Source organism: Mycobacterium sp. (assembly GCF_039583805.1).
In the GTDB taxonomy this organism is placed as follows: Bacteria; Actinomycetota; Actinomycetes; order Mycobacteriales; family Mycobacteriaceae; genus Mycobacterium.
This window is the reverse complement of sequence record NZ_JAVKSH010000092.1, coordinates 11,799-15,425: the sequence shown is the minus strand read 5'-3', so window position 1 is coordinate 15,425 and position 3,627 is coordinate 11,799. Positions and strand designations below refer to the sequence as shown.

General features: G+C 67.9%; 2 protein-coding genes. One reads left to right on the top strand and one right to left on the bottom strand.

The window, feature by feature from the left end:
* The first annotated feature begins 295 nt into the window (after positions 1 to 295).
* Entirely contained in the window at positions 296 to 1,564 is a 1,269-nt protein-coding gene (gene purD, locus ABDW21_RS12955) for a phosphoribosylamine--glycine ligase (RefSeq protein WP_343602091.1), read from the top strand.
* On the opposite strand, the gene ABDW21_RS12950 is transcribed toward purD, so the two are convergent.
* Positions 1,561 to 3,144 carry a gamma-glutamyltransferase family protein gene (locus ABDW21_RS12950; RefSeq protein WP_343602093.1) on the bottom strand — a complete coding sequence of 528 codons (1,584 nt, stop codon included), beginning with the start codon at positions 3,142 to 3,144 and terminating at the stop codon, positions 1,561 to 1,563. The genes purD and ABDW21_RS12950 overlap by 4 nt on opposite strands.
* Positions 3,145 to 3,627: the final 483 nt, after the last annotated feature.

Sequence of the window (3,627 nt, the reverse complement as noted above, 5' to 3'; positions counted from 1 at the left end):
CGATTTCGTACGCGACGCGCCGGCGCTGGCGTACGAAACCGCACACTCGACGAATAGCTCTGCTCGACGCGAGCGCCGACCAGGGCTTTTGCGCAATTTTCGAGTGAGGCGGGCAAAAAGACACACGACCCCGCAGCGGTGACCCCTGGGACAATTGGGTCCTTTGCGACTTCTACGACCTCTGTGGCAGCTGTGGTGACGGCGTTTTTCGACTTTCACCGCCTTGTCGATGTCGAGTCGATTTGTGGGTCGACCGCCACCCGTCCGCCATAGCGGCCCGCTAAGGTCAGGTGTCGTGCGCGTTCTGGTGATCGGCTCGGGTGCCCGCGAACATGCGCTGCTGGTGGCCCTGCGCAGAGATCCGCAGGTCGAGGCGCTGGCCATCGCCCCCGGTAACGCCGGCACTGCTCGGCTGGCCGAGCAGCACGGTGTCGACATCACCTCCGGTGATGACATCGTCGCGCTGGCCCGGCGGGTCGGGGCCGATCTGGTGGTGATCGGCCCCGAGCTGCCGCTGGTGCTGGGGGTGGCCGACACCGTGCGCGCCTCGGGTGTTGCCTGCTTTGGCCCCAGCAAGGACGCCGCCCGCATCGAGGGTTCCAAGGCGTTCGCCAAGGATGTCATGGCGTCGGCCGGCGTTCGCACCGCCGCGAGCGAGATCGTCGATAGCCCAGCATATTTGGATGTAGCGCTGGACAGGTTCGGGTGCGCGGCCGGCGAGCGCGCATGGGTGGTCAAGGACGACAGACTTGCTGCGGGCAAAGGCGTGGTGGTGACACCAGATCGCGGTGTCGCGCGTGCCCATGCGGCCGGGCTGCTGGACGCTGGGCATCCGGTGCTGCTGGAGTCCTATCTCGACGGACCCGAGGTGTCGTTGTTCAGCATCGTCGACGGTTCGACCGTGGTGCCGTTGCTCGCGGCGCAGGACTTCAAACGGGTGGGCGACGGCGATACCGGACCCAACACCGGGGGCATGGGTGCCTACGCGCCGCTACCCTGGCTACCCGCCGACGTGTACCGGAGCATGGTGACCGACATCGTGGAACCTGTTGCGGTCGAACTCGTTCGACGCGGAAGCCCGTTCTCCGGACTGCTGTACGCCGGGCTCGCCGTCACCCCGAGCGGGCCGGAGGTGATCGAATTCAACTGTCGCTTCGGCGATCCGGAGACGCAGTCGGTCCTGGCGCTACTGGATTCGCCGCTGGGGCAGCTGCTGTATGCGGCAGCCACCGGGGAGCTGGCCGGATTCGGCGAACTGCGCTGGCAAGACGGCGCGGCGGTGACGGTGGTGCTGGCCGCCGAACACTATCCTGGCCGCCCGCGCCTCGGCGACGTGGTCCTCGGCGCCGACGCCGACGGCGTGCTGCACGCCGGGACCGCTCGCCGCGACGACGGTGCCGTTGTGTCGTCGGGGGGCCGGGTGTTGTCGGTGGTGGGCACGGGTCCCGATGTGACTGCCGCCCGGTGTGCCGCGTACCGGATCCTCGATTCGATTCGCCTGCCCGGCGGGCACTTTCGCAGCGACATCGCGTTGGCTGCCTCACACGGTGACGTTCGGGTCTAGTACCCTACGGCCTGACCGTCCCGACGCGGGTCGCTCACCGCGAGATAGGCGTCGTCCAGCCGCCAGATCGCCTGGCAGCTGCCGAATTGGTTGTAGTCGTCGACGACCATCAGCTTGTGACCGCGCCGGCGAAGCTCGTCGAGCGTCGACGCCGGAAAGCCCGGCTCGCAGCTGACCTGCGAACCCGCCACCCACCGGAACCGGGGACCGTCGCACGCTGCCTGCGGGTTCTGCCCGTGGTCGAGGATCCGGGTGAGGAGCTGCACGTGGCCCTGCGGCTGCATGGGGCCGCCCATCACGCCGAAGCTCATCAGCGGGGCGCCGTCCTTTGTCACAAAACCCGGAATGATGGTGTGGTAGGGACGCTTGTTGGGGCCGACGCTATTCGGATGTCCTTGTTCGACGACGAAATTCGCGCCCCGGCTCTGCAGCGCGATTCCGGTGCCCGGAACCACCACACCGGATCCGAAACCCAGGTAGTTCGATTGGATCATCGACACCATCATCCCGGCGGAGTCGGCGGCGGTGAGATAGACGGTGCCCCCGCGCGGGGTCCCGGCACAGGCCACTGTGGCCCGCGTCGGATCGATCGACGCCGCCCGCCGGGCCAGATACTGCGTGTCGAGGAGCTGCCCGGGGCGCAGCGTCATGTGGTCGAGGTCGGCGACGTAGGCCCCGGCGTCGGCGAACGCGAGCTTCAGCGCTTCGATCTGCAGATGCACACTGTCGGCGGAATCGGCTGGCAGCGCAGCGATGTCGAAGTTGTCGAGGATGCCCAGCGCGATCAGCGCGACGATACCCTGGCCGTTGGGCGGGATTTCATGCACGGTGTAGCCGCGGTAGGTACGGCTGATCGTGCCGACCCAGTCGGCGCGGTGGGTGGCGAGATCGTCGGCGCACATGGCGCCACCGTGGGTAGCTGCGTGCGCCTCCATGGCCGCCGCCAGCTCACCGCGGTAGAACGCCTCACCGTTGGTCGCGGCGATTTGCTCCAGGGTTGCCGCGTGGTCGGGGAGGGCGACCAGCTCTCCGGGCTTGGGTGCGCGACCGCCGGGGATGAACGTCTCGGCGAAACCCGGCTGCGACTCGAAGATCGGCACCTGCGCCGCCCACTGCGCCGCCACGACAGGTGAGACCGGGAAACCGTTGCGGGCGTGCAGGATCGCTGCCTCGAAGAGTCTCTCGAACGGAAGCGTGCCGAACGTGGTGTGCAACTCGACCCAGGCCGACACCGCACCGGGCACGGTCACCGAGTTCCAGCCCAAGGCGGGGACGCCGTGGTCGCCGAAGTACTCCGGTGTCCATGCGGCCGGTGAGCGTCCCGATGCGTTGAGGCCGTGCAGTTGCCGGCCGTCCCAGACGATGGCGAAGGCGTCCGAGCCGATGCCGTTGGACACCGGCTCCACCACGGTGAGCGTGATCGCGGTGGCGACGGCCGCGTCGACGGCGTTGCCGCCGTCGGCGAGCACGGCTAGGCCCGCTTGGGCGGCCAGCGGCTGCGACGTGCACACAACGTTACTGGCCAGCAGCGGTTTTCGCGGCCAGGTGTAGGGGAAGTCCCAACCGAAGGGCGCAGTCACCGTCTGATCGTCGCACGGCTGCGCGCCGGGTCTCAACGGCGACCGCACACAACGGCTCCGCACCATCTGGCCGCACTGTCGGGATCGTCGTCACGACGGCGAGGGCGCACAGCTGACCGATGTGACCCGACTTGACCCGAATTGGTGCACGTCGTGGGGCGGCCACGGCGCGTTGGTCACACCTGCCACAGGTGTCTCTGCGCCGGTCGGCACCGGAGATGCCCGGCTCGCTCGAAAATTGCGCACAAGCCCTGGTTGGCGCTCGCGTCGCGCAGAGCTATTCGTCGAGTGTGCGGTTTCCTACGTCAGCGCCGGCGCGTCGCGTACGAAATCGCACACTCGCCAGATTTTCAGGTGCTCACACCGGGGCGCAGCCCCCTCAACGCTCGCAGCGACAGTTGTGTGTCGACAGTTGTGTGTCGACAGTTGTGTGTCGACAGTTGTGTGTCGACAGTTGTGTGTCGACAGCTGTGGCGGCGCGGT